23 protein-coding genes are annotated in these 25,825 nt (G+C 55.8%); 11 read left to right on the top strand and 12 right to left on the bottom strand.

Annotated elements, in window-relative coordinates; genetic code table 11:
* Positions 1-3 precede the first annotated feature (3 nt).
* Positions 4-1,206 carry an L-lactate MFS transporter gene (locus tag BFV64_RS00840; protein ID WP_014882054.1) on the bottom strand — a complete coding sequence of 401 codons (1,203 nt, stop codon included), beginning with the start codon at positions 1,204-1,206 and terminating at the stop codon, positions 4-6.
* Positions 1,207-1,444: 238 nt separating this feature from the next.
* Complete coding sequence (locus tag BFV64_RS00835; protein WP_023331756.1) at positions 1,445-2,143, bottom strand: autotransporter domain-containing protein; 699 nt, start codon at positions 2,141-2,143, stop codon at positions 1,445-1,447.
* A gap of 162 nt (positions 2,144-2,305) precedes the next feature.
* Here BFV64_RS00835 and tag point away from each other — a divergent pair, with 162 nt between their 5' ends.
* Together tag and BFV64_RS00825 are read left to right on the top strand one after the other, a co-directional pair.
* A complete protein-coding gene (gene tag / locus BFV64_RS00830) occupies positions 2,306-2,887 on the top strand; it encodes a DNA-3-methyladenine glycosylase I (RefSeq protein WP_023331755.1) in 582 nt (193 codons plus the stop codon).
* Positions 2,865-3,311: an N-acetyltransferase gene (locus BFV64_RS00825; RefSeq protein ID WP_014882051.1), complete on the top strand. Its 447-nt coding sequence runs from the start codon at positions 2,865-2,867 to the stop codon at positions 3,309-3,311. The genes tag and BFV64_RS00825 overlap by 23 nt, the downstream gene beginning before the upstream one ends.
* On the opposite strand, the gene BFV64_RS00820 is transcribed toward BFV64_RS00825, so the two are convergent.
* Entirely contained in the window at positions 3,274-5,589 is a 2,316-nt protein-coding gene (locus BFV64_RS00820) for a molybdopterin guanine dinucleotide-containing S/N-oxide reductase (RefSeq protein WP_069601613.1), read from the bottom strand. The genes BFV64_RS00825 and BFV64_RS00820 overlap by 38 nt on opposite strands.
* A 176-nt stretch (positions 5,590-5,765) precedes the next feature.
* Between BFV64_RS00820 and BFV64_RS00815 the strand changes: the two genes are divergently transcribed.
* Entirely contained in the window at positions 5,766-6,428 is a 663-nt protein-coding gene (locus tag BFV64_RS00815; RefSeq protein WP_010426241.1) for an OmpA family lipoprotein, read from the top strand.
* 69 nt (positions 6,429-6,497) lie between these two features.
* Here BFV64_RS00815 and BFV64_RS00810 read toward each other — a convergent pair whose 3' ends face one another.
* Positions 6,498-7,433, bottom strand: coding sequence for an IS110 family RNA-guided transposase (locus tag BFV64_RS00810; RefSeq protein ID WP_045282185.1), 936 nt, complete (start codon positions 7,431-7,433; stop codon positions 6,498-6,500).
* A gap of 309 nt (positions 7,434-7,742) precedes the next feature.
* On the opposite strand from BFV64_RS00810, the gene BFV64_RS00805 reads away from it, so the two are divergent.
* The 5 genes from BFV64_RS00805 (at position 7,743) to ghrB (ending at position 12,953) form a co-directional block, all read left to right on the top strand.
* Positions 7,743-8,759, top strand: a complete 1,017-nt coding sequence (locus BFV64_RS00805; protein WP_014882049.1) for a LacI family DNA-binding transcriptional regulator — start codon at positions 7,743-7,745, stop codon at positions 8,757-8,759.
* Positions 8,760-8,862: 103 nt separating this feature from the next.
* A complete protein-coding gene (locus BFV64_RS00800; RefSeq protein ID WP_032629647.1) occupies positions 8,863-9,612 on the top strand; it encodes a sugar phosphate isomerase/epimerase family protein in 750 nt (249 codons plus the stop codon).
* A gap of 3 nt (positions 9,613-9,615) precedes the next feature.
* A complete protein-coding gene (locus BFV64_RS00795) occupies positions 9,616-10,554 on the top strand; it encodes a sugar kinase (protein WP_023331752.1) in 939 nt (312 codons plus the stop codon).
* Positions 10,555-10,671: 117 nt separating this feature from the next.
* Positions 10,672-11,952: an MFS transporter gene (locus BFV64_RS00790; RefSeq protein WP_023331751.1), complete on the top strand. Its 1,281-nt coding sequence runs from the start codon at positions 10,672-10,674 to the stop codon at positions 11,950-11,952.
* Positions 11,953-11,978: 26 nt separating this feature from the next.
* The gene (gene ghrB / locus BFV64_RS00785; protein WP_023338918.1) at positions 11,979-12,953 is read left to right on the top strand and encodes a glyoxylate/hydroxypyruvate reductase GhrB; all 975 of its coding nucleotides are present in this window, start codon (positions 11,979-11,981) and stop codon (positions 12,951-12,953) included.
* A gap of 58 nt (positions 12,954-13,011) precedes the next feature.
* On the opposite strand, the gene cspE is transcribed toward ghrB, so the two are convergent.
* Together cspE and BFV64_RS00775 are read right to left on the bottom strand one after the other, a co-directional pair.
* Complete coding sequence (gene cspE, locus BFV64_RS00780; RefSeq protein ID WP_003860775.1) at positions 13,012-13,224, bottom strand: transcription antiterminator/RNA stability regulator CspE; 213 nt, start codon at positions 13,222-13,224, stop codon at positions 13,012-13,014.
* Positions 13,225-13,471: 247 nt separating this feature from the next.
* Positions 13,472-14,182, bottom strand: coding sequence for a DUF3053 domain-containing protein (locus BFV64_RS00775; RefSeq protein ID WP_014882044.1), 711 nt, complete (start codon positions 14,180-14,182; stop codon positions 13,472-13,474).
* A gap of 332 nt (positions 14,183-14,514) precedes the next feature.
* Here BFV64_RS00775 and BFV64_RS00770 point away from each other — a divergent pair, with 332 nt between their 5' ends.
* Positions 14,515-14,802 carry an HTH-type transcriptional regulator gene (locus tag BFV64_RS00770; protein WP_014882043.1) on the top strand — a complete coding sequence of 96 codons (288 nt, stop codon included), beginning with the start codon at positions 14,515-14,517 and terminating at the stop codon, positions 14,800-14,802.
* 38 nt (positions 14,803-14,840) lie between these two features.
* Here the strand turns inward: BFV64_RS00770 and BFV64_RS00765 are convergent, their stop codons facing one another.
* The 4 genes from BFV64_RS00765 to BFV64_RS00750 form a co-directional block, all read right to left on the bottom strand.
* Positions 14,841-16,460 (bottom strand): ABC-F family ATP-binding cassette domain-containing protein, encoded by a 1,620-nt coding sequence (locus BFV64_RS00765; RefSeq protein WP_069601612.1) that lies wholly within the window; start codon positions 16,458-16,460, stop codon positions 14,841-14,843.
* Positions 16,461-16,896: 436 nt separating this feature from the next.
* The gene (gene glyS, locus BFV64_RS00760) at positions 16,897-18,966 is read right to left on the bottom strand and encodes a glycine--tRNA ligase subunit beta (RefSeq protein WP_014882041.1); all 2,070 of its coding nucleotides are present in this window, start codon (positions 18,964-18,966) and stop codon (positions 16,897-16,899) included.
* 9 nt (positions 18,967-18,975) lie between these two features.
* Entirely contained in the window at positions 18,976-19,887 is a 912-nt protein-coding gene (gene glyQ, locus BFV64_RS00755; protein ID WP_003860141.1) for a glycine--tRNA ligase subunit alpha, read from the bottom strand.
* Between the two features lie 160 nt (positions 19,888-20,047).
* Positions 20,048-20,353 carry a YsaB family lipoprotein gene (locus BFV64_RS00750; RefSeq protein ID WP_014882040.1) on the bottom strand — a complete coding sequence of 102 codons (306 nt, stop codon included), beginning with the start codon at positions 20,351-20,353 and terminating at the stop codon, positions 20,048-20,050.
* A gap of 182 nt (positions 20,354-20,535) precedes the next feature.
* Between BFV64_RS00750 and BFV64_RS00745 the strand changes: the two genes are divergently transcribed.
* Complete coding sequence (locus BFV64_RS00745; protein ID WP_023338914.1) at positions 20,536-21,531, top strand: acyltransferase; 996 nt, start codon at positions 20,536-20,538, stop codon at positions 21,529-21,531.
* A gap of 54 nt (positions 21,532-21,585) precedes the next feature.
* Here the strand turns inward: BFV64_RS00745 and xylB are convergent, their stop codons facing one another.
* Entirely contained in the window at positions 21,586-23,040 is a 1,455-nt protein-coding gene (xylB, locus tag BFV64_RS00740; RefSeq protein ID WP_069601611.1) for a xylulokinase, read from the bottom strand.
* A 61-nt stretch (positions 23,041-23,101) separates the two neighbouring features.
* Entirely contained in the window at positions 23,102-24,424 is a 1,323-nt protein-coding gene (gene xylA / locus BFV64_RS00735; protein WP_086527836.1) for a xylose isomerase, read from the bottom strand.
* 370 nt (positions 24,425-24,794) lie between these two features.
* On the opposite strand from xylA, the gene xylF reads away from it, so the two are divergent.
* Positions 24,795-25,787 (top strand): D-xylose ABC transporter substrate-binding protein, encoded by a 993-nt coding sequence (gene xylF / locus BFV64_RS00725; protein WP_014882036.1) that lies wholly within the window; start codon positions 24,795-24,797, stop codon positions 25,785-25,787.
* Positions 25,788-25,825 lie beyond the last annotated feature (38 nt).

Below are 25,825 nucleotides of genomic sequence, written 5' to 3'. Positions count from 1 at the left end.
AAATCAGGCATGCGCTTCTTTATAGACTTCACGCTGCGGCTGACGAATCGTCGTGGACAGTGCCAGCGAAATAATCAGCAAAGCAAATATCACGCAGAAGGTCACGTAGAACCCGCCGAACAGCGAGGCAATCAGCGAGCCGCAGATACTGCCGATCCCAAAGCCGAGATAGATAACCCCGTAGTTTTTCGCCAGGTTATTCAGCCCAAAGAACTCGCTTACCAGCGACGGGAAGACGGTAATGGTGCCGCCAAAGTTAAAGGCCACGCAGGCAATTGCTGCAAAGAATGTCGCTTCATTCAGCGGGGCGAACAGTAACGCCGCCATCCCCACCAGAGAGACCACCTGCCCTATCGTAATGACGCGGATACGGGCAATCTTGTCGGACAAGATCCCCAGCACCAGGCGACCAGACAGGTTGGCGATGGAAATAACCGTCACCGCATTCGCCGCGGTTGCCGCATCCAGTTTCACCATTCCCTGGGCGATATCTTTCGCCACGCCAATGACGTACAGACCGCTCATGCAGGCCGTCAGGAACATCACCGCCAGCATCCAGTACTGCGGTTTGCGCATGGACTGCGCCAGCGTAAAGTCGTTCTCCACCACGCCGTTAACGGATTTCACTTCCTGCTGCGGGGCATCTTTCATCAGCGTGGCACCGAACAGAATCATCACCAGCACGATGGCACCCCAGATCATGAAGGTCTTTTCGAGGCCAACGGACGCCAGAAGATGGGCATCAATAAACTTAAAGCCGAGGCTGCCCAGGCCATAAGAACCAATGGCAAAGGCGGAGATTAACCCCTTACGCTCCGGGAACCACTTCACGCAGTTCGACAGCGTCAGCAGATAGCCCGCACCGTCTGCCAGGCCCACCAGGACGCCAGCACTCAGCCACAGCATCATCAGGTTGCTGGAATGCGCCGTCAGGAAGAAGCCCAGACCGAGCAAAATGCCGGACGCCATGGTCACGCGCTTCACGCCAAAACGCTCCTGCAGCTTGCCCGCGACGGAAGACGAGATCGCCAGCCCAAGACTCAGCAGACCAAAAGAAAACGCCACCTGGCTGACCGGTGCGCCAAGTTTGTCGGAAAGCGCACTGTTAAACAGACTCCAGGTATAGACCGATCCCAGCGCGAACTGGGTGACGATGGTGCCAAAGAGCGTGAGCCAGCGCGTACGGTTATAAGTTGATGTGTTCATGGCCGTTGTCCTGCAACAGAAATTAGAAGAATTCGCTGAGGACAACGATAAACAAAACCCTAGCGGTGATGGGGTAAAACGGCATGAAATGCAGGAGGAACGGAATGAAATGCCTGGAATCGGGAATGAATGACCTTGCCGGGGAACAAAGCGACAGCAGGTTAGTACCTGCTATCACTGTAAAGCCCGTGGTTATTGTTTCCGAGATGTTATCGCTACGTTTAAAAAAGTAACAACATTAAAAATTCGCACTCACCCCCAGGGTATAGAGAAACTCTTCACCCGTCGTGGTGCGTTCCCCCTGAGCCAGCGACGCATACGCCGCCATGTGCGTATTAAAAGGCATATCCGTTCCAACAGTGACATCCATCCAGCTACCGTTTTGAGCAGGGGCCGGCGTTTGCGGCATGCCAAACTGCGATTTCCACTGGTTTTCACCAAACTGCTGGTTATAGCTCACCTGCGCCCAGGGACGAAGATCGCCGTACTGAGTATTTACGCGCCAGCCTAGCGTGCTCACGCTGGCATGCCAGAGCGGATCGGCGAGCGTCTGCGTCGTCGCGCTATCGCCAAACTCATTGATCATCATCGGCGTCGAGCCGTCATACCGCCAGGACATCACCGGACCGGTGGTTATCCGCGCTGAAACCGGAAAATTCCAGCCCAGGCTCATCGCCGCGTCCGTGGTGGCGCCTGAAGGTACAGCCAGGGCAAGCCCAGGCAAATTTTGCGAAGACTGAATACGCTCAGCAAGAATATCTTCATAACGCGGTTGGTGATCCGCGTCCCATGTATAGCGTTCCGCCGTATTATTTTGGGCGTCTGAAACGATATATTCCTGTTGCCAGGCAGACGCTGTATGACAAAACAACAGGCAGGCTGAAATCCCCACCAGGCCAGAAACAGCATGGCGACCACTGATTTTTTTTATCATCATCAAAGCGACCCCAGAGAGAGCCGAGTTCGGCGATATTTGTCGTTATTCAGGAAGCGTTTAGCGGGCATATAGCCCTGTATTAACTATTGTCTTTATACCAGGCACGTCAAGACAGACGGAATGAAAATTTTGCGAAATCAGCATCAGTAAGGGAGATAACGGATGGAACGTTGCGGTTGGGTAAGCCAGGATCAGCTTTATATCGACTATCACGATCGGGAATGGGGCGTGCCGGAGACGGAGGGCAGAAAACTCTTTGAGATGATCTGCCTTGAGGGACAGCAGGCGGGATTGTCATGGATAACGGTACTGAAGAAACGTGAAAACTACCGCAACGCCTTCCACCAGTTCGACCCCGCCGCCGTCGCCGCCATGACCGATGAAGACGTAGAACGCCTGGTGCAGGATGCTGGCATCATCCGCCATCGCGGTAAGATTCAGGCCATCATCGGCAATGCCCGCGCTTACCTGGCGATGGAGCAAAACGGCGAGCCCTTCTCTGCGTTTGTCTGGTCGTTTGTGAATAACACGCCGCAGCTCACTCAGGCCACCTCGCTGGCGGAGATCCCGGCCTCCACGCCGGAGTCGGACGCGCTCTCTAAGGCCCTCAAAAAGCGCGGCTTTAAGTTTGTCGGCTCCACCATCTGCTACGCCTTTATGCAGGCCTGTGGCCTGGTCAATGACCATGTTACCGGCTGCTTCTGTCATCCGGGGAGGCAACATGATCCGCAAGTGGCAAAGTGACAATGCCGATCCGCTCCTGAGCCTGTGGCTTGAAAGCACCACCGAAGCGCACCCGTTCATCAGCGCAAGCTACTGGAAGGAGAACGAAGCCATGGTGCGGGAGGTCTACCTCCCTGCAGCGGAAACCTGGGTGTGGGAAGAGGACGGTACGCTGCGTGGTTTTATTAGCATTATACAGTCGCAGTTTGTGGGGGCGCTGTTCGTCAGGCCAACGTATATCGGGCAAGGTATTGGAGGCGCGCTGCTGAACCATGTTCAACAGCGCTTCCCGCATTTAAGCCTGGAGGTCTATCAGAAAAACGTCCGGGCGGTGAATTTCTATCATGCACAGGGCTTTCGCATCGAAGACAGCGCCTGGCAGGACGATACCCAGCACCCGACCTGGATTATGAGCTGGCAGGCGGATCAAACGCCGTTAAGGTAAGCTCAGGCCCCTGGTATTTCTCGACCCAGGCCAGCGCCGTATTCCCTGCACAACCGTTCCCCAGCTTCGAGCTGGGGAGATCTTTGGTCAGCACGTTAACCGCCCCGTTTTTACAGATCCCCCCCTCGGCAGGCTCAAGATCGGGCCATGCGCCCTGGTGAATACAGATCACGCCCGGTTTAATCCCGTCGCTGACCACCGCCCCTGCCAGCACCTGACCACGATGATTCCAGACGCGCACCACATCGCCGTCCGCAATCCCGCGGGCTTTTGCGTCATGGGTATTCAGCGTGATCGGCTCTCGCCCGGCGACCGCATACTGCTCACGCAGTGAGGAGTAGTTAAGCTGGCTGTGCAGACGATGTGCGGGATGAGCAGATAACACCTGCAGCTGCTCCGGCTGGGCGTTGCCGTGCCACTCGTCCGGCTCCAGCCAGGAAGGGTGTGGCGGGCAATCGGCATAGCCAAAGCTGGCGATGCGCTCGCTGTAGATCACAATCTTGCCGCTCTCGGTTTTCAGCGGATGGTTCTCCGGGTCGCGGCGGAAATCAGCGAAACGGACGAACTGCGCGTTCTGTTCGCTTTCCGGCATTTCGATCAACTGGTTCGCTTCCCAGAACGCAGAAAATGGCGGCAGCGTTACGCCCTGCGCCGCACCGCGCTGCCCGGCGATCTGGTAAAACGTCTCCAGCCATTGCAGATCCGTTTTCCCTTCGGTAAAACGTTCACGACCGCCCGCTTCCCACCGCTCGCTCAGTTCAGCAAACACGTCAAAATCATCACGTGCTTCATCGCGCGGCGCCACAACGCGCTTCATCGGTACCATATGCTGGTTGCTGTAATCGCCGGTCATGGTGAGATCGTTACGCTCAAACGACGTGGTCGCCGGCAGCACAATATCCGCATGTTTGGCCGAAGCGGTCCAGAAGCACTCGGAAATCACCACCAACTCCGGCTTTTGCCAGGCGCGGATCAGGCGATTGGTATCCTGATGGTGCGTGAAGTTCGCCCCGCCCGCCCACCAGATAAATTTAATATCCGGGAAATGGCGGTCCAGACCGTTGTGCTGATAAAAACCGCCCGGGTTTTCCAGGGCTTCAATGATTCGCGCCACCGGGATTTTATCCACGGCATCCACGCCGCCTGCCACCGAACCTTGCAGAGAAGCCAGCACCGCCGCTTTGCGCGTTGGGTTTCCGCCGTTGGCAAAATGATAGGAGAGACCAAAACCGCCGCCCGGCGTACCGATCTGCCCGAGCATGGCGGCAAGCGTGACCAGCATCCAGTGCTTCTGCTCGCCAAACTGCTGGCGCTGCATCCCCCAGCCGGACATTAACATCGTGGTGTTGTCATGGAATAACGCGGCCAGTTCGCGAATTTTGTCAGCAGAAACACCACAAATTCCTGCCGCCCATTCTGCGGTTTTAGCCACCCCGTCGGATTGCCCCGTGAGATAGTCGGCAAATTGGTCAAAGCCGGAGGTGCAGCGGGTGAGGAAGTCACTGTCGTGCCAGTCGTTCTCCAGCAGCGTATGGGCGATACCCAGCATCATTGCCACGTCGGTGCCCATATGCGGCGCAATCCACTCGGCTCTGTCGCCGAAGAAATCCATGGTTTCAGAGCGCATCGGGTCAATGCAGATGATGCGCTTGCCGCTTTTGCGCAGCGCGTCGAAATAGCCAATGCCCTGCTCGTCACTGGCATTCCAGGCAATTTTCAACGTGTTAAGCGGGTTGGCACTCCAGAGCACCACCACATCGGTATGCGCCAGCACCAGCGGCCAACTGGTCTGCTGCTGGTAAACTTCGTTGCCGCCGACCACGTACGGCATGATCGCCTGCGCAGCGCCAGTGGAATAATCTCCCAGATGTCCTGTATAACCGCCCGCCAGACTCATGTAACGCTGCAGCAGCGTCGACGCCTTATGCAGCACGCCGTTTGAACGCCAGCCGTAAGATCCGGCAAAAATGGACGATGGGCCGTAACGTTCGCGGATGCGCTTATGCTGGGCGTGGATCAACGCCAGCGCGTCATCCCAGCTCACGCGAACAAACTCATCCTGGCCGCGAATACCCTGCGGTTTGTCCGGCGAAGCCAGAAAACCCTTACGCACCATCGGCCAGCGCACGCGCGTTTTGCTATGCACCTGATCGCGAACGACGGTCTGTAAAGAGTTGGGATGTTGTGTTGGCAGTGCCCCGCGGGACGACAAAACATTTTCGCCATCGGTTTCGACCAGCATCGGCCCCCAGTGGGCGGCGGTCAGAATGGTTTTCATTGAGGTGCTCAAGCGTGCGCTCCTGGTTACGTGCAGGTTTTACGGCCTTCTTGCTGAGGCCGTTTATGGTTTGTCACAAATTTCAGAGTTATACCCGGAATTTTCTCCGTATCTGGACGTCATAATCAACTGCCACGCACGCCGTGGCAAAGAATAAAAAGGATTAAGGAAAGAAGATGAAAAAACGCGTACTCGTTATTGCCGCTCTGGTGAGCGGTGCACTGGCTGTTTCTGGCTGCACAACCAACCCTTACACCGGTGAGCGCGAAGCGGGTAAATCCGGCATCGGCGCAGGTATCGGCTCACTGGTAGGTGCAGGCGTTGGGGCACTCTCCTCCTCCAAGAAAGACCGCGGTAAAGGCGCGCTGATTGGCGCAGCGGCGGGGGCAGCACTGGGCGGCGGCGTCGGTTATTACATGGATGTGCAGGAAGCAAAACTGCGTGACAAAATGAAGGGAACCGGCGTAAGCGTGACGCGCAGCGGCGATAACATCATTCTGAACATGCCGAACAACGTGACCTTTGACAGCAGCAGCGCAACGCTGAAACCAGCGGGTGCGAACACGCTGACCGGCGTGGCGATGGTGCTGAAAGAGTACAACAAGACCGCCGTGAACGTGATTGGCTACACCGACAGCACCGGCAGCCAGGATCTGAACATGCGTCTGTCACAGCAGCGCGCGGATTCCGTTGCCAGCTCGCTGATCGCCCAGGGTGTGGAAGCGAACCGCATCCGCACCAGCGGCATGGGCCCTGCCAACCCTATCGCCAGCAACAGCACGGCGGAAGGTAAAGCGCAGAACCGTCGCGTAGAGATTACGTTGAGTCCAATTCAGTAATCGCATTTCTCCCTCTCCCGTGGGAGAGGGTTGGGGTGAGCAGCTGTGTTTAAAGTCAACATCTGACGACTAAGCTGCCGCCCATTTTTTATTGTCCCGCACCATCGCATTCAGGATTGTTACCAGCTTTCTGACGCAGGCTGTCATCGCCACTTTAAAGGCTTTTCCCTTGCTTCTCAGTTTCTCAAAAAAAGCCTGTATGGTTGGGTTATAACGCACCGCTGACATTGCCGCCATGTACAGCGCTGCACGCACCGCACTTCGTCCTCCCCAGATACATCGTTTTCCTTTCATCTTTCCGCTGTCATGGGCATAAGGACACACGCCTACCAGTGCGCTGATTTTACATCTGTTAAGTTGTCCCAGCTCCGGCAGCATCGACAGCAGAACCGCCAGCGTTGTCCGTCCTATACCCTTGACTTCTTCCAGCAGCTTCACTTTCTCCTGCCATAGCGGCATCACTTTTATCTGCTGGTCGATGTCGTCATCCGTGTCCTTTATCTCTGCATTAAGCCAGTCAATATGCCGTTTGATGCCCGTCCGGATAAGCTCATCAGTGCAGGAGCCGTAGCGGTTCTGCTCCATGGTTCTGTTGTCCACCAGCTGACGGCGGCGGGATACCATCATGGCCAGACGCTGTGTCTGTTCGTCCGGAGCGGGTCTGACATCCGGTGTCATTCTGCGGCCAAACTCGCAGATGATGCGGGCATCGTTCGGGTCTGTCTTGAACAGCGTCCCGAGAGCCCGTGCGAAGTGTTTGACCTGAGCAGGGTTAACGACGGCGACAGGCAGCCCGGCAAGTTCAAGTGTGGCAGCAAGAAGGTTGTGGTAGCGCCCGGTGGCTTCCATCACGATGCGTGCAACGGCACGGGATGAAAGGGCGTCGAGGAGTAGCTGATGGCCCTGAGGGGTATTGTCCAGATGAAGGAAAATCCCGTCAGGACTGATAAATACATCAAAGGTCTCTTTGGCGATATCGATGCCAACGGTGGTATGTTCAGTCATGTTCGAGTCTCCCGGCCTTGTAATATACGGGCTGGCACAGGCCGCCCGGGCAGCTGTTCGGGTTAACAGGAAAACTGAAGCCACGCCAGGAGCTCACCCGCGGGCTTGGAAACCCAGAGGGCTAACGGGCTGTGGCATCAGGTCAAACTCAGTGACAGTTTACCCGTCTGTTGACGGGTAACTGAAGTGACTTTAAACATACAAGGGCACCAGACCGCACCCCAGGTAAGCGCTGCGCCACCGGGCAAATTACTTGATTCGTCCGATTTTCCCGTTAAGGTATTCTCACTAAATTCAGGGAAATCAGCGATGAGCAAACCAGCCCGGGCCACCATCAGCGACGTGGCGAAAGCCGCCAGAACCGGTAAAACCAGCATTTCGCGCTACCTTAACGGCGAGAAACATCTATTGTCCGATGCATTGCTGGCGCGTATTGAACAGGCTATTGCCGATCTCGACTACCGCCCCAGCCTGATGGCCCGCGGGCTCAAACGTGGCCGCACCCGCCTTATCGGACTTATCATCGCGGATATCACTAACCCCTACTCTGTAAACGTGCTCAGCGGTATCGAAGCCGCCTGCCGCGAAAAAGGTTTTACGCCTCTGGTCTGTAATACCAACAACGAGGTCGACCAGGAGTTGCACTATCTCGATCTGCTGCGCAGCTATCAGGTGGAAGGGATTGTGGTCAACGCGGTGGGCATGCGTGAAGAGGGGCTGAACCGTCTGCAGCAATCCTCCCTGCCCATGGTCCTCATCGACCGTAAAATCCCGGAATTTGCCTGCGATGTGGTCGGGCTGGATAACACCCAGGCTGCCACGACCGCGACCGAGCATCTGATTGAACAAGGTTTCGAGGCGATTCTCTTTCTGAGCGAACCGCTGGGCATGGTAAATACCCGACGCGATCGGCTGGCTGCATTTCGTGCCACGCTGGCGCGTTATCCTGGCGTGATCGCCGAAAATGCCGAAACGCCGCTTCACGAAGCCGATCAGCTCGACAATACCCTACGCCAGTTCCACACGCGCCATCGCGGGATGCGCAAAGCCGTTATCTCCGCCAACGGGGCACTAACCCTGCAGGTTGCCCGCTCACTCAAGCGTATTGGCCTGCACTGGGGCAGCGATATCGGTCTGCTGGGGTTTGATGAACTGGAGTGGGCGGAGCTGGCTGGCGTCGGCATTACCACCCTCAAACAGCCCACCTGGCAGATTGGCTATGCTGCTGTAGAACAAGTGGTTCGTCGTATTGAAGGCACCAGTGAGGCCGTACGCGAGCAGGTCTTCTCCGGCGAGCTGATCGTCCGCGGCTCCACCGCACGTTAATTTCCCCTTGTGATAGCGATCATAAATTCGACATCCTGAGCTTTTCTTTGGAACCGGTTCCATCTAGCGTAATAGTATTGATATGTTGCGATGGAGTCCGAAGATGGGCAGGAAAATCATGGTGGTCACCGCCGCGTATGGCGCGGAGCAGGTGCGACAGGCGGGCGGTCAGCGGGCGATGCTTCCCGTTATTGCGGGTGCAGGCGCCGACGGCGTGGAGATCCGCCGCGAGCTGTTCAATAGCGAAGAGTTACTGGCGCTGCCTGCGCTCGGTGAGTCCATTGAGCTTCTGGGCCTGCTGGCGTGTTACTCAGCACCTGCCGCCCTGTTTATGCCCGATGGCACCCTCAACCCGGACCTGCCGCGGTATCTCTCAGAAGCCAGCACCCTGAACGCGCTGTGGCTGAAGGTTTCCCTGGGCCATTTTAGCGACACGCAGCCTCTCGATGCCTTACGTACTCTGCTCAATACCAGCGGTATAGCGCTGGTTGTGGAAAACGATCAGACCGACTGCGGCCAGCTTGCACCGATGCAACGCTTTCAGGCCGCCTGTCGCGAAAGGGCGCTTCCCGTCACGCTGACTTTTGACATGGGCAATTGGCTGTGGGTCGGTGACTCCCCGGAAGAGGCCGCGCGTCATCTGGCGCCTGCCGTGAGCTATATCCACGTTAAAGCCGCCGTTCCGCATAAAGATAACTTTCGCGCCGTCGCGCCGGACGGTGCCGATTCCCGCTGGCTGGATCTGCTTGGCCAGCTGCCTGCCGATGCCCCGCGCGGTATCGAGTTCCCGCTGGAAGGGGTGGATTTAACCGCCGTTACCCGCCATTACGTCAACCTGCTGCGCGAGGAGTAAATCATGCACAAGACGCTGGATGTCATCACGATTGGCGAAGCCATGGCAATGTTTGTCGCCACCGAAACGGGCGAGCTGAGCGCGGTAGAGCACTTTATCAAACGCGTGGCGGGCGCAGAGCTGAACGTCGCAACCGGCCTGGCGCGTCTGGGCCTGAACGTCGGCTGGGTCAGCCGCGTGGGCGATGACAGCTTTGGCCACTTCGTTCTCGATTCGCTGAAAAAAGAGGGGATTGATGCCGCAGGCGTTACGCTCGACGGACGCTTCCCCACCGGCTTTCAGCTTAAGTCTAAAGTTGAAAATGGAACCGATCCCATCGTGGAGTATTTCCGTAAAGGGTCGGCCGCCAGCCATCTCTCCGTAGAAGATTACCACGCCGATTATTTTGCCTCCGCGCGCCATTTGCACCTGAGCGGCGTGGCGGCGGCGCTCTCTGCCAGCTCGTATTCGCTGCTGGATCATGCGGCAACGACCATGAAGTCGCTGGGCAAAACGATCTCTTTCGATCCAAATTTGCGCCCGGTGCTGTGGAAAAGCGAAGCGGAAATGATCGAGAAGCTTAACCGGCTGGCATTCAGGGCGGACTGGGTTCTGCCGGGCCTGAAAGAAGGGATGATCCTGACCGGCGAAAATACACTGGAAGGCATTGCTGACTTCTACCTGAATAAAGGGGTAAAAGCGGTGGTGCTGAAAACCGGTGCCGATGGCGCATGGTTTAAAACAGCCGAAGGCGAGCAAGGCGCGGTCGCGGCGGTGAAGGTCGAGAACGTCGTCGACACCGTCGGCGCGGGCGATGGCTTTGCCGTGGGCGTCATTAGCGCGCTGCTGGAAGGCAAACCGCTGCAGCAGGCGGTTGCACGAGGCAACAAGATTGGCTCACTGGCCATTCAGGTGCAGGGCGACAGCGAAGGATTACCGACACGAGCACAGCTCGGCATGTAAATTCCCTCTCCCCGTGGGAGAGGGCCAGGGTGAGGGCAACAGGCCGCACCCAATAATTAAACCACCGTGTACCCTACAGGCAACGGCGGTAACAACCTCAACAACAGAGGCAAGCCTATGAACAGTTCGACCAATGCAGTAAAACGCTGGTGGTACATCATGCCAATCGTGTTTATCACGTACAGCCTGGCGTACCTTGATCGTGCCAACTTCAGTTTCGCATCCGCGGCGGGGATCACCGAAGACCTCGGGATCACTAAGGGCGTCTCATCCCTGTTGGGCGCCCTCTTCTTCCTGGGGTATTTCTTCTTCCAGATCCCCGGTGCTATTTACGCCGAACGCCGCAGCGTGCGTAAGCTGATCTTCATCTGTCTGATCCTGTGGGGCGCCTGTGCGTCACTTACCGGCGTGGTGAACAATATTCCTGCCCTGGCCGCCATTCGCTTTATCCTTGGCGTCGTTGAGGCGGCGGTCATGCCCGCGATGCTGATTTACATCAGCAACTGGTTTACCAAATCTGAACGCTCACGCGCGAATACTTTCCTGATCCTCGGTAACCCGGTCACCGTACTGTGGATGTCGGTGGTCTCCGGCTACCTGATCCAGTCCTTCGGCTGGCGCGAGATGTTCATCATCGAAGGGGTTCCGGCAGTGATTTGGGCCTTCTGCTGGTGGGTGCTGGTGAAAGATAAACCTGCCCAGGCGAAATGGCTTTCCGAAGATGAAAAAGCGGCGCTCCAGGCGCAGCTGGATAAAGAGCAGCAGGGTCTGAAGGCGGTACGTAACTACGGTGAAGCCTTCCGCTCCCGTAACGTGATCCTGCTCTGCGCGCAGTATTTTACCTGGAGTATCGGCGTGTACGGTTTTGTGCTGTGGCTGCCGTCGATCATCCGCAGCGGCGGTGAGAATCTCGGCATGGTTGAAGTGGGCTGGCTCTCGTCCGTACCGTATCTGGCTGCGACCATCGCCATGATCGTCGCCTCCTGGGCGTCGGATAAGCTGCAAAACCGTAAGGTGTTCGTCTGGCCGCTGCTGCTGATTGCTGCTTTTGCCTTCATCGGCTCCTGGGCCGTGGGCGCGAATCACTTCTGGGCCTCTTATACCCTGTTGGTCATTGCCGGTGCCGCCATGTACGCCCCGTACGGTCCATTCTTTGCCATCATCCCGGAGATGCTGCCGCGTAACGTGGCGGGCGGTGCCATGGCATTAATTAACAGCATGGGCGCGCTGGGTTCGTTCTGCGGCTCCTGGTTTGTTGGTTACCTGAACGGAGCCACCGGCAGCCCATCCGCATCGTACATCTTTATGGGGGTGGCGCTTTTTGCCTCCGTGTGGCTTACTCTGATTGTTAAGCCTGCTAATAATCAACAGCACCCCGTCGGCGCACGCCACGCCTGAATCCTTAAAAATCAACGGAGATTAGCATGAAGCCGTCCGTCATTTTGTATAAAGCACTGCCGGAAGATCTGCAGAAACGCCTTGAAGAGCACTTCACCGTCACGCAGGTGAAAAACCTGAGTCCGGAGACCGTGGCACAGCATGCCGATGCGTTCGCCAGCGCCGAAGGCCTGCTGGGTTCAAGCGAGAAAGTGGACATCGCCCTGCTGGAGAAAATGCCGAAGCTTCGTGCTACTTCAACTGTTTCAGTAGGTTATGACAACTTCGACGTGGATGCCCTGAGCGCCCGCAAAATCCTGCTGATGCACACGCCGCATGCCCTGACGGAAACCGTGGCCGACACGCTGATGGCGCTGGTGCTCAGCACCGCCCGTCGCGTGGTTGAAGTGGCCGAGCGCGTTAAAGCAGGCGAATGGACAAAAAGCATTGGCCCGGACTGGTTCGGCGTGGATGTTCACGGCAAAACGCTGGGCATCGTGGGTATGGGACGTATCGGGCTGGCGCTGGCACAGCGCGCGCATTTTGGTTTCAACATGCCGATACTGTACAACGCGCGCCGTCACCACGGTGAAGCGGAAGAACGTTTTAACGCGCGTTACTGTGAGCTGGATACGCTGTTGCAGGAAGCCGATTTTGTCTGCCTGATCCTGCCGTTGACGGATGAAACACGTCACCTGATTGGCAAATCCGCATTTGAAAAAATGAAGAAATCCGCCATTTTCATCAACGCGGGTCGTGGCCCGGTGGTGGATGAGCAGGCGCTCATTGAAGCCCTTCAAAATGGCGAGATCCACGCCGCCGGTCTGGACGTGTTTGAGCAGGAGCCACTGCCGGTGGATTCTCCACTGCTGAAAATGCCAAACGTCGTCGCCCTACCCCACATCGGCTCTGCCACTCACGAGACGCGCTACAACATGGCGGCTACCGCAGTGGACAACCTGATTGCCGCGCTGGGTGGAAAAGTGGATAAAAACTGCGTTAACCCGCAGATCCAACAGTAGAAACGAAAAAACCCGCCAGAAGGCGGGTTTTTGAATTTTGTGCTACTGGGTTGGAAGCTTACAGGCTTACAACGTTACCAGCTGCTGGGCCTTTAGCGCCGCTTTCGATGGTGAAGGACACTTTCTGACCTTCGTCCAGAGATTTGTAGCCATCGTTCTGGATAGCAGAGAAGTGTACGAACACGTCTTTTGAGCCATCGTCAGGAGTGATGAAGCCGAAACCTTTATCAGCGTTGAACCATTTTACCAGACCAGTCATTTTAGCAGACATAGAATTACCTTAATTAACAAATATATTGTGCCTTCCGGCTTGATGGATTGCGTTACAGATTTTTAAGCGATGAAGGAAGGGTCACAACGAAGGGTATCTATGGATAACAATCTGGACTGCTTTACTAAACTGCTTTAGGTCTGTGTAACAAACCGACGGGAATAGTTATACCGATGTGGTAGAGGAATGACAAGCGTTATTTTCGCAATGCATAAAAAAACCCCGCCTGACGCGGGGTTTTTCCGGTTTATTCTGTGGCCGTGACGGCGGCACTCCAGGCCTGGCTAAAGGCCTGATGCTGGGAGGCCAGTGGCCCAATCAGCGTATTGTACTGACTTGCCTGCTGCGAAGTCGGGAACTGGATGCCGTTGGCAACAAAGCTCACCTGAGTGTCCTGCTGGGCGATAAAGTCACCCACCTGAACCAGCTGCTGCGTAAAGATTTGCGCGGCCGGAATCAGCGGTTGCAGTGCTTCAGACGGTTTGGTCACCACTTTCTCATACACTTTGTCAAAGACCGGTTTGAGATCGTCGCCCTGCTTAAGCGCAGAACGTGACGCATCAGCCTGCATTTTTGCATTCTGTAGCTGCTGGCTCAGCACGCCAAGCGCCCCGTTGGACTGGCGCAGCGGTTCACGCTGAGTCACATAATCCTGTGGAACGCGGATGGCGTTTACGCTATCCACGACCGGGCGGATACCGGAATCCATCGCCTGGCTCACCTGCTGTGAATACCCATAAAGAATGGCGTAATCAGACACAAAGGGACCAAACTGTTTTTTCTGATCCGCAGTCAGCGTCGGTAACCGCTCGCCGCTGCGCATCACTGTATTCTGCAGAAAATCGATAAACGCTTTGCGCTGATCGCCTTCTTTATCAAAACACCCACTCAGGCTAACAACCATCAACAACGCCGCAATAGGCGCAAACCAGCGAGAGCAGGACTTTCCTGTCGCCATTTTATTACTCCTTTCACCCAAAAAAGCGCACACCGGCACACGCGTGCCCGACGGCTTACAAGGATAGTCCAGGTCAGCCTTGCAAGATACTCTTTTCATGTAAAACGCCTATTGCCGATTTATTTCTTATCATTTACAAAAAAATACCTGACGGGCCCTCCTTATGGTTAATCAGGTAATTAGCATAACTATCCATATAGCTGAATCGGATAAAGCGATCGTTACCGCACGATTAATCACACCCGTGACGATCCTGGGTTTGTATTAGGGACTATTCTTAATTGGCTCTCTGATGTTCTTGATCACGATGTGAGATTTAAGAGGAGTTCTCAATGGAATATAAAGATCCTGAGTTTGAGCTGCTGAGCAGTCTGGAACAGATCATTTTTAAAGATGTACCGCAGACGATTACCCTGCAACAAAAAGCCAATCCCTTTACAGAATATGAGCAATTGCGCAAAGGGACAGGTCTGAAGACAGAAGAATTCGCCAGAGCGATGGGTGTCAGCGTAGCGATGGTGCTGGAGTGGGAGTCAAAACGTGAGAGACCCACGCCAACCGAGTTAAAGCTGATGCGCCTGATTCAGGCCAACCCTGCACTCAGCAAACAGATAGCGTAGTGACGTTTGAACGCCCCCGCCTTCGCGGGGGCTTGTGTTTAAAGGCTTTCGCAACGCCAGCCCGCCTCTTCCCAGATCATCTCGTGCGACAACGTTAACCCTTGTAAAAAAGCGTCATCGTGAGACACCACCAGCAGAGCTCCCGGAAAACCGGCCAATGCCGCTTCAATGGCCTGAACCGAGGCCAGATCCAGATGGTTGGTCGGTTCATCCAGCAACAGGAGCTGCGTGGCCTCAGCACGCCATAATACGCATGCCAGTGCCGCCTTAAGACGCTCACCGCCGCTCAGATCCGCCAGCGGGAGCGCGACTTTATCGGCCCCCAACTGAAGCTGCGCTAAACGGGTTCGTAATACCCCCTCTTCAAGGGGCGTATTGCCCAGGTTGAGGTGGGTCATGACCGACTGCGAGAGATCGAGCCGGGACAGATGTTGGTCGAGATAAGCGCAGCTGACGGAAACGTTGCAGGTCCCTGAACGCGGGCTGATTTCGCCGAGAATCGCTTTTAACAGCGTCGACTTCCCGCAGCCGTTTGGTCCTTTTAACACCACGCGCATCGGACCATCCATCCGCCAGTTGAGTGGGGGAACGGGCACATGCGGCAGCACCAGATTTTCCATCACCAGCACCTGTTTTCCTTCCGGAATCTGACTCCCCGGCAGGGTAAACATCACCGGGTTATCGTCTTCAACCCGCTCACGCGCCTTGTTTACGGCAGCGTTCAGGGCATCATTTTGCTCGTTATGCTGCTTTTTCCAGCTGCCAATACGTTCCTTTGCCGCGCCTTTATATTTGACACGTTCGAACGATGCGATATTGAGGGTATCGACGGTGCGTAATGTTTTTGCCGACCGCCGCTGGCTGTCGTCATGCTCTTTCTGCATGCGCGCGCGGGTACGTTTGCGCGCCGTCGCCGCGTGCTCCAGCGCCGCGCGGGCAGCCTGTTGCTCAGCATCGCGCTGGGTTTGATAATCCGCATAATTCCCGCCATAGCTGCGAAGACCAGCGCCACTCAGTTCAAGAATACGCGGCACCTGCGCCAGCAGCTCACGGTCATGGGAGGCCACCAGTACACCGCCCTGATAACGGGCAAGCTGGTCGTAGAACCATGTCCGGCCTTGCCGGTCCAGGTGGTTAGTGGGTTCGTCCAGCAGCAGATAATCCGCTTGCGCCGTAAACGCCCCGCACAGCAACGCGCGGACACGCTCGCCACCGCTGAGTTCAGCGGCAGGCTTATCAGGCTCAAACGGCGGCAGTGTCGCCCGGGCAAACGCCTCTCTCAGGCGCTCTGCTAAATCCCAGAAGCCATCAAGCGTTTCCAGATCGTCAGGCTGATACTCTCCGCTGTCGACACGCGCTCGCGCCGCGAAGATGGCCTCGTACCCGAGCAATTCAGCCAGCGTCGTGTGTGGCAAAATATCCTGCTGCTGCGCCACATAAACCTGTGTTCCGGTTCGTTCGATATGCCCGTTTGCGGGTTCATCAAGCCCCGCCAGCAGGCGCAGCAGACGTGTTTTCCCACTGCCGTTGCGGCCCACCAGCGCGCACAGAGACGGCTCCAGAGAAAGATTCAGCGGACCAAAAAGGATATCCCCCGTCGCAAACTGACAGGTGACCTGATGCAAAATAAAAGAAGGGGACTGCGCAAAATGAGCCATAAGCACTCCTGAATGAAATCAAAACATCCCCTGCCGACGCGGTGGCGTTTAGCAAGGATCGAAATTCATCAGTCGTGTTTGTTCATTTTTGGGGGGCACTCCAGCGCGAGAAATTTAACGAGGGTAAGGATAACGGTAATGTGTTGAAGGTTTCAAGGTTAAATTTTGGGCGACTTATACTCCCTCAGCCCTTTGGGAAGGACTACTTTGCCGATACCCTGAAGGCGCCGCGCTTATCCGGCCTACAAAAGCCCCATAAAAAAACCCGCCGAAGCGGGTTTTCAAACTGCTGGCAAAGTGCATTTTGTCAGTTTCCCCCGGCGGCGCTACGCTTGGGCCTACAATGAAACGTGCAACCCGTTACACAATGTAGGCCGGGTAAGCGTAGCGCCACCCGGCAAGAAAGACGGCTCATATGTTTATGACAGCGGGCACATTACTGCAGCAGCGAAATATCCGCCACGCGCAGGAACAACTCGCGCAGTTTTTCGAGCATAGAGAGACGGTTGATACGCAGGTCTTTATCTTCTACGTTCACCATCACTTTCTCGAAGAAGGCGTCGATCACGTCACGCAGTTCCGCCAGCTCCACCAGCGCTTCCTGGTAGCGGCCTTCCGCGAAGTACGGTTCGAGCTTGTCGCGCAGCACCACAACCTGCATCGCCAGAGCAATTTCTTCCGGCTCTTTCAGGGTTGCGGCGTTCACGCGTTCGTTCAGCGTTTCGTCGGATTTCGCCAGAATGTTGGAGACACGCTTGTTAGCCGCAGCCAGCGCAGATGACGCTTCCAGCGTACGGAAGTGGGAAACCGCCTTCATACGCGCATCGAAATCAGCCGGACGGGTCGGACGACGCGCCAGCACCGCCTGAATGGTGTCAACGGTGTAACCTTCGTCCTGATACCAGGCGCGGAAACGACCGAGCATAAAGTCGATAACGTCGTCCACCACGTTCGCGTTGGTCAGCTTGTCGCCGTACAGACGCACCGCTTCTTCGGTCAGTGTCTGCAGATCCAGGTTCAGGTTCTTCTCAACGATGATGCGCAGCACGCCCAGCGCAGCACGACGCAGCGCAAACGGGTCTTTGTCCCCTTTTGGATGCTGGCCGATACCGAAGATACCCGCCAGGGTGTCCATCTTGTCGGCAATCGCCACGGCGCAGGCGACCGGGTTAGACGGCAGTTCGTCACCCGCAAAGCGCGGCTGATACTGCTCGTTCAGTGCCACAGCCACGTCTTCCGCTTCGCCATCGTGACGCGCGTAGTGCATGCCCATCACGCCCTGGGTGTCGGTAAATTCGAACACCATGTTGGTCATCAGGTCGCACTTGGAGAGCAGGCCCGCACGGGTCGCATGGTTGACGTCGGCACCAATTTCGCGGGCGATCCAGCCGGACAGCTCCGCAATACGGTCGGTCTTGTCGCGCAGCGTACCCAGCTGCTGCTGGAACAGCACGGTCTGCAGACGCGGCAGGTTATCTTCCAGACGCTTTTTACGGTCGGTATTGAAGAAGAACTCGGCATCCGCCAGACGCGGACGCACCACTTTCTCGTTACCGGAGATAATCTGGATCGGATCTTTCGATTCGATGTTGGCGACAAAGATGAAGTTTGGCAGCAGCTTGCCGTCGTTGGCGTATACCGGGAAGTACTTCTGGTCACCCTTCATGGTGTACACCAGCGCTTCTGCCGGAACGGCCAGGAATTTCTCTTCGAACTTCGCGGTCAGCACCACCGGCCATTCAACCAGAGAGGTCACTTCTTCCAGCAGGCTGTCGCTCAGATCGGCATTACCACCAATCTTGCGCGCCGCCTCTTCCGCGTCCGCTTTGATTTTGGCTTTACGCTGTTCGTAGTCAGCAATGACCTTACCGCGCTCCAGCAGGATTTGCGGATACTGGTCGGCATTGTCGATGGTGAACTCCGGCTCACCCATAAAGCGGTGGCCGCGGATCACGCGATCGGACGCCACGCCCAGAATGGTGGCAGGAATAACGGTGTCGCCCAGCAGCAGGGTCACGGTATGCACCGGACGCACGAAGTGGACGTCAGACGCGCCCCAGCGCATCAGTTTAGGAATCGGCAATTTCGCCAGCGACGTGGCAATCATGTCCGGCAGCAGCGCTTCTGCGCTCTCGCCTTTCACATGCGCACGATACAGCAGCCACTCGCCTTTGTCGGTGGTCAGACGCTCGGCCTGGTCAACGGTGATGCCGCAACCGCGCGCCCAGCCTTCAGCCGCTTTGCTCGGCTTGCCTTCCGCGTCGAACGCCTGGGCAATAGCCGGGCCACGTTTTTCGACTTCACGATCCGGCTGAGACGCCGCCAGATTTGCCACTTTCAGCGCCAGACGACGCGGCGCAGCAAACCACTCAATTTTACCGTGCGCCAGGCCAGCGTTATCCAGCTCAGCAGTCACGTTCGCAGCAAAAGATTCAGCCAGGCTGCGCAGGGCTTTTGGTGGCAGCTCTTCGGTGCCGATTTCCACCAGGAAAGTTTTCTCAGACATGGCCGCCTCTTATTTGTTTCGGTTGCACATCGGGAAGCCAAGGGCTTCACGGGACGCGTAGTACGCTTCAGCAACGGCTTTGGTCAGGGTACGAATACGCAGAATGTAGCGCTGACGTTCAGTCACGGAGATGGCTTTGCGGGCGTCCAGCAGGTTGAAGCTGTGGGCGGCCTTCAGAATACGCTCGTAAGCAGGCAGCGGCAGCGGAGTCTCCAGCGCCAGCAGCTGCTGCGCTTCTTTCTCGTACTGCTCGAAGCAGGTGAACAGGAAGTCCACGTCCGCGTATTCGAAGTTATAGGTGGATTGCTCCACTTCGTTCTGATGGAACACGTCGCCGTAGGTGGTTTTACCCAGCGGGCCGTCGCTCCAGACCAGGTCGTAAACGCTGTCTACGCCCTGAATGTACATCGCCAGACGTTCCAGACCGTAGGTGATTTCACCCGTGATCGGCTTACATTCCAGACCGCCAACCTGCTGGAAGTAAGTGAACTGGGTCACTTCCATGCCGTTCAGCCACACTTCCCAACCCAGACCCCAGGCACCCAGCGTTGGGTTTTCCCAGTTATCTTCCACGAAACGGATATCGTGAATGGTTGGATCCATACCCAGCTCTTTCAGCGACCCGAGGTACAGTTCCTGAATATTGTCGGGCGATGGCTTAATCACCACCTGGAACTGATAGTAATGCTGCAGACGGTTCGGGTTCTCACCGTAACGACCATCGGTCGGACGACGGGAAGGCTGCACATACGCGGTCGCCATTGGCTCTGGTCCCAACGCGCGCAGGCTGGTCATCGGGTGTGAAGTGCCGGCGCCGACTTCCATGTCCAAAGGTTGAACAATGGTGCAGCCCTGACGAGCCCAGTAATCCTGTAAGGTCAGGATCAGGCCCTGGAAGGTCTTGGTATCAAACTTTTGCATAGTATTTCGTGCTGGATACGTGTGGTTTTAAATGGAAGGGACCAGTATACCCGCTGGCTGCAAGATATACAGTACGAAACGGGGTTGTTTAGGGAAAATTGGGAAATAAGCCTTCAGGCCAGAACGCGGGCGGCCTCTGGCTGTTGATTATGCGAGCAGGCTAGCGCATGGAGAGGTGTAAAAACTGGCCGTCTGCATCAAACGAGCAGACAAAGCCCTCTTTACGCGACGTATGGCCCCGCAGCTCATAGCTTCCCTGAAAGCGCTCAAATCCGGTGACATCAATCTTCTGAACGGCCGAGTTATAGCGGCGTGCAGCCTGATCTTTACAGATTGCCTCCATGTTCAGTGAACGTTCCGGGCTCATTTTGCCCTGCTGTGCTTTTTGCACAGGTGCTTCTTGTGGCGTACTGCAACCTGCCAGCATGAGCAGCAGAAAGAGTGACGCCACTCGCTTCATCATCATTTTTATTACCGTCCTGGTCAGTGGCTGTTATTTTTAGTATCAAAGCTTTTATAGATTAAGGTTCGCCATTCTGCGAATCTCGCGGTCTTCCGGCAAGCCTGCTGATAAAACTCAGAATTTTCCAAACGAAGACTTTTGGACAATGGCAGTCACACTCCATTTACAGGGAACACGAGGAACTGATGGCGTCAAAAATTAACTGGATTGATAACCTGCGAGGAATAGCGTGTCTGATGGTGGTCATGATCCACACTACGACCTGGTATGTCACGAATGCGCACAGCATCAGCTCTGTTAACTGGGACATTGCCAACATTCTCAACTCTGCGTCTCGCGTCAGCGTTCCGCTGTTTTTTATGATTTCCGGCTTTCTCTTTTTTGGCGAACGTAGCGCGCAACCGAGGCACTTCACCCGCATCGCGGCCTGTCTGGGGTTTTACAGCGCCGTTGCCTTGCTCTATATCACCCTGTTCACCTCAATTAACGCCGGGCTATCACTCAAATATTTGCTGCAAAAACCAGTGTTCTATCACCTGTGGTTTTTCTTCGCCATTATCGTTATCTATCTTGTCTCTCCTCTTATTCAGGTGAAAAACGTCAGCGGGAAAATGCTGCTGGCCCTGATGGTGGTGATTGGCCTCATCGCCAACCCGAATACGGTCTCGCAGAAAATCGACGGATTTGAATGGTTGCCGGTCAATCTCTATATCAACGGCGATACCTTCTATTACGTGCTTTACGGCATGCTGGGGCGCGCCATCGGGATGATGGAGACGCAAAAACGTAGTCTGAACTGGCTTTGTGCGTCGCTGTTTATCGCAGGCGTGGCGGTGATATCGCGCGGGACGCTGCACGAATTGCAGTGGCGCGGTAATTTTGCCGATACCTGGTACCTGTATTGCGGACCGATGGTGTTTCTCTGTGCCGTCTCGCTGCTTACGCTCGTTAAAAACACGCTCAACGCGCGGCCACTCCCGGTCCTGAGCGTGATTTCGCGGCACTCGCTCGGAATTTATGGTTTTCACGCGCTGGTTATCCACGCCCTGCGAACAAGAGGTGTGGAGCTAAAGAGCTGGCCGGTGCTGGATATCATCTGGATTTTTGCCGCCACGCTGGTCATCAGCCTGCTGCTGTCGATGCTGCTGCAAAGAATCGATACGCGTAGGTTTGTAAGTTAACCAGATGGACGGGGAGTGGTAGGCCGGGTCAGCGCAGCGCCACCCGGCGGATGTTTACGACATCAGCGGCAGCAGCTGCTGATAGATTTTGCGGAACACGTCGCGCCTCTGCGCATAGCGGGCATGGCGTGCTGCGTCAGGCAAGTGCGCCTGTTCAAGCGGAAGCTGCGGTAACAATTGTGAAAGCGGTTTTTCGGGGTTCATGGCTATCTGTGCCAGCCGTGCGGCGCCGAGTGCGGGCCCGACATCGCCACCAGTGCGGAAATCCAGCTGCAATCCGCTGATGTCAGCCAGCATCTGTCGCCAGTAAGGGCTCCGCGCGCCGCCGCCAATCAGGGTGACGCTCGACGGTTTCAGGCCGCAATCATGCACCACGTCCATGCCGTCGGCCAGCGCATAGCCCACACCCTCCAGAACCGCACGCGCCAGCTCAGCCGGGCCATGCTGATGAGTTAAACCAAAGAACACCCCTTTCGCTTCCGGGTTGTTGTGCGGCGTTCGCTCACCGGAAAGATACGGTAAAAACCAGATCGTACCCGCGGTGTCATCCGCCTGCTGCGCGGCGGAGATGAGCGCCGGAACATCGGCCATGCCGGTGAGTCTTGCCGCCCAGTCCAGGCAAGATGCGGCACTGAGCATCACTGACATCAAATGCCATTTCCCCGGAAGGGCATGGCAGAAACTGTGCACTGCGCTTTCAGGGTTGCTGCGATACCCGTCGCTAACGGCAAAATAGACACCGGACGTTCCCAGCGACAGCATCGCCTGCCCTGCCTCCACCATGCCGACACCGACGGCCCCCGCCGCATTGTCACCGCCTCCGGCCACCACCGGTACGGCTGGCATATTCCAGCGTTCAGCAACGGCTGGCTGCAGCGTGCCTGTCACCTCGCTACCTTCGAACAGCGCGGGCATATGGGCGCGGGTCAGATGGCAGGCATCCAGCATCGCCTCGCTCCAGTCACGTTTCGCCACGTCGAGCCACATCGTGCCCGCCGCGTCAGACATGTCGCTGGCGAAATCACCCGTAATGCGAAAACGCAAATAATCTTTCGGCAGCAGGACTTTCGCCACCTGCCGGAAAATCTCAGGTTCATGACGCTGTACCCACAGAAGTTTCGGTGCGGTAAAACCGGGCATCATCAGGTTGCCGGTGATCTGGCGGGAGGTGGGTACACGTTCCTCAAGAAGCGCACACTCTTCTGCACAGCGGCCATCGTTCCAGAGGATCGCAGGACGCAACACGCGATGCTGGCTATCAAGCAGCGTTGCGCCGTGCATTTGCCCGGCAATCCCCAGCGCTTTGACGTCACGCAGAGGGTGTTTCTCGCCTAGCGCCTTGATGGCACGGTCCGTTGCCTGCCACCACTGCTCCGGGTCCTGTTCCGACCACAGCGGATGCGGACGTGAAACCTGCAGCGTTTCCGTCTGCGTGGCTAACACATCGCCCTGCTCGCTTAACAGGATGGCTTTCACACCCGACGTGCCAAGATCGATCCCGATATACATTACGGTGACTCCTTTAACAGAAATGCCCGGTGGCGCTAACGCTTACCGGGCCTACGTGCTGTTATTTATCGAACAGGTAGTGGTTGACCAGGTTTTCCAGCAGTTCCTGGTGCCCGCTCTGGTGCTGCGGCGCCAGCTGCTGCTGTTCAGCGTACTTCGCGATCTCCGCAAGTGATAACTGGCCTTTCAAAATTTGCTGACCCAGCTCACTGTTCCAGCCGCTGTAGCGCTTCGCAACACGCTTATCCAGCTCACCGTCTTCAATCATGCGTGCGGCGACTTTCAGCGCCAGCGCCATGGTGTCCATCGCGCCAATGTGGCCGTAGAACAGATCGTATTTGTCGGTGCTCTGACGACGTACTTTGGCGTCAAAGTTCAGTCCGCCGGTAGTGAAACCACCCGCTTTAATGATTTCGTACATCACCAGCGCATTCTCTTCCACGCTGTTCGGGAACTGGTCTGTATCCCAGCCCAGCTGTGCATCGCCGCGGTTAGCATCGACAGAGCCAAAGATGCCCAGTGCAATCGCAGACGCAATCTCGTGATGGAAAGAGTGGCCCGCCAGCGTGGCGTGGTTGGCTTCAATGTTAACTTTAATCTCTTTTTCCAGACCGAACTGTTTCAGGAAGCCATAAACCGTCGCCACGTCGTAGTCATACTGGTGCTTGGTCGGTTCCTGCGGTTTCGGCTCAATCAGCAGCGTGCCACGGAAGCCGATTTTGTGCTTATGATCGACAACCATCTGCATAAAGCGGCCAATCTGCTCGCGCTCCTGGCGCAGATCGGTGTTGAGCAGGGTTTCGTAGCCTTCACGGCCGCCCCACAGGACATAGTTTTCGCCGCCCAACTGATGCGTGGCGTTCATGGCCGTCACCACCTGCGTGGCCGCCCAGCTAAACACTTCCGGATCCGGATTGGTTGCCGCGCCCGCGCCGTAGCGTGGGTTAGTGAAGCAGTTTGCTGTGCCCCACAGCAGCTTCACGCCGCTTTGCTGCTGTTTTGCCGCCAGCACATCCACCATCTGCGCGAAATTGTTCAGGTACTCTTTCAGAGACGCACCTTCCGGCGAGACGTCCACATCGTGGAAGCAGTAGTACGGCACGTTCAGCTTGTGGAAAAACTCAAATGCCACATCGGCTTTGCGTTTCGCCAGCTCGATGGCTTCACCCGGCTGCTGCCATGGGCGGTCAAAGGAACCCACACCGAACATATCGGCGCCGTTCCAGCAGAAGGTATGCCAGTAACAGGCGGCAAAGCGCAGATGGTCTTCCATGCGCTTACCCAGAACCAGCTCATCCGGGTTGTAGTGACGAAATGCTAAAGGATTGGTCGTTTTTGGACCTTCGTAACGAACACGATCGAGTTGGTCGAAATAAGCTTGCATATTGAGCTCCATAATCAGGGTATGCGGCGAGTCGTTGATACAGGAGTAATAGTGAATAGACATTTTGGGTTGCTCAATTACGTTATTTCACACTGCTATTGAGAGAATGCACAACTGTGCGCTGGCTCGCAAAATAATGCGCAGGCAAACTATTTTTCGGCGTAAATTCCAGAATCAAATGTAATTAAGACGTTACGCATTTTAAAATCCGATCGCGGTCATAAATTCAGAAATAAACCAAATATCGTAATGAGAAGATAAAAATCTGTAATTGCCAGCCCGCCTTTCCGCGTTAAAAATTTGCTGCGTCCCAGCAGTGAATGTTTCTTTTATCTCAGCAACACATACCCCTACAAAAGGCCTAATAATTATGAAGATAAAGAACCTGACCCTAACGATCTGCACTACTCTCCTCCTTGTAAGCTTTGCAGGACATGCCAAAGAGGTCAAAATTGGCATGGCGATTGACGACCTGCGCCTGGAGCGCTGGCAAAAAGATCGCGATATCTTTGTGAAAAAAGCGGAATCACTCGGTGCGAATGTCTTTGTTCAGTCAGCGAATGGCAATGAAGAAACGCAAATGTCACAGATTGAGAATATGATTAACCGTGGTGTCGATGTCCTGGTCATTATCCCTTATAACGGCCAGGTATTAAGTAACGTAGTGAAAGAAGCGAAGCAAGAAGGCATAAAAGTTCTCGCTTATGATCGCATGATTAATAATGCGGATATTGATTATTATATTTCGTTCGACAATGAAAAAGTGGGTGAATTACAGGCGCAAAGCCTGATCGACAAAGTGCCTCAGGGCAATTATTTCCTGATGGGTGGCTCTCCGGTAGATAACAACGCCAAACTGTTCCGTGAAGGACAAATGAAAGTCCTTAAACCTTACATCGACAACGGGAAAATTAAGGTGGTTGGCGATCAGTGGGCCGACGGATGGCTGCCAGAAAACGCGCTGAAAATTATGGAAAACGCGCTGACGGCCAACAACAACAAAATTGATGCGGTCGTGGCCTCCAACGATGCCACCGCAGGCGGTGCTATCCAGGCGCTGAGCGCCCAGGGGCTGGCCGGGAAAGTCGCTATCTCCGGGCAGGATGCCGACCTGGCAGGGGTAAAACGCATTATCGCTGGCACACAAACCATGACGGTCTACAAACCGATTACCGAGCTTGCCAATACCGCGGCGGAAATCGCCGTGGAGCTGGGCAATGGCAAGCAGCCTAAAGCAGACGCGACGCTGAATAACGGGCTGAAAGATGTTCCGGCTCGCCTGCTCACGCCAATTGAAGTCAATAAAGAGAACATTGACGCCACCGTGATTAAAGACGGTTTCCACAAGAAGAGCGAACTGTAATCCAGCGCGGCCCCCGCTCTGCGGGGGCGCATCACGTT

The organism is Enterobacter kobei, assembly GCF_001729765.1.
GTDB classification, from domain to species: Bacteria; Pseudomonadota; Gammaproteobacteria; order Enterobacterales; family Enterobacteriaceae; genus Enterobacter; species Enterobacter kobei.
This window is presented reverse-complemented; position numbering and strand designations above follow the sequence as displayed.